Origin of the sequence: Thermobrachium celere DSM 8682, assembly GCF_000430995.1 — a bacterium.
Taxonomy (GTDB): domain Bacteria; phylum Bacillota; class Clostridia; order Clostridiales; family Caloramatoraceae; genus Thermobrachium; species Thermobrachium celere.
In genome coordinates, this window is sequence record NZ_HF952035.1 from 8,615 (window position 1) to 9,506 (window position 892).

An 892-nucleotide genomic window follows, 5' to 3' on the forward strand; every position below is an offset into this window, starting at 1 on the left:
ACAATAGGGGAAGTATTACTCATTGTCGCGATTCTTTTAGCTACATCTGATTGCAAGTCTTCAGGAAGCCCTGATAAGATTTGTGCAGCTTTTTCTGGTTGAAGATAACATAAAATTAATGCAATGGTTTGTGGATGTTCATTTATAATTACATTCAATAATTGTTGCGCATCGGCTTTACGTGCAATTGAAAAAGGTCTATACTGTTGAGTTATTTCAGATACCTTTTCTATTATCTCCATTGCTTTTTGTGCACCTAGGGCTTTACTTAAAAGATTTTTTTGCATAATCAAATCCACCTTCTAAAAATATAGTCTTTAGCTTTATTAAGATTACAAAAAAATTCTTGTAATACTTCCTCCCTAATTTTCTTTTTTTATTTTTTTGTCATATTAGCTATTTTCAAAGGTTTATCTTTTTGTATATCATTTTTCAGGCAATTTCTTTAATATTGGAGCTGAAGCATCAGGACCTAAAGTGATAAATAATATGGCAGCTTTCTGAACACCTGTTAATCTATCCTTATCTCTTGCCATAATTATCACCTCTCATCCTCAGCAAGCCATGTTTTAATAAGCTCTACAACTTGCTCTGGCTTTGTTGATGCGTAGTTTCTGATTTCTTTTTCTAGGTTCATATTTTGTTCCATATCTTCTAAAACAGGTTCATAGGCTATTGGCTATGAGGCACTTGAGATGTGTGGTCTTGCACCATATCACATAAGAAGATATCCACATGAGTTTTCGGGTGGCCAAAGACAAAGAATAGGTATAGCAAGAGCACTGGTGCTAAATCCAAAATTCATAGTGTGTGATGAGCCAGTATCTGCTCTTGATGTATCAATTCAATCTCAAATTGTAAATCTATTATGTGATCTTCAACAAAAGTTCGG

Annotated in this window: 2 pseudogenes; one reads left to right on the forward strand and one right to left on the reverse strand. The window is 33.7% G+C overall.

Going from position 1 to position 892, the window contains the following annotated elements:
* Nucleotides 1-536 (reverse strand): annotated as a pseudogene (locus TCEL_RS11510) (flagellar motor switch protein FliG); the annotation flags it as partial.
* A 147-nt stretch (nt 537-683) separates the two neighbouring features.
* On the opposite strand from TCEL_RS11510, the pseudogene TCEL_RS11515 reads away from it, so the two are divergent.
* A pseudogene (locus tag TCEL_RS11515) lies at nt 684-892 on the forward strand (ATP-binding cassette domain-containing protein); the annotation flags it as partial.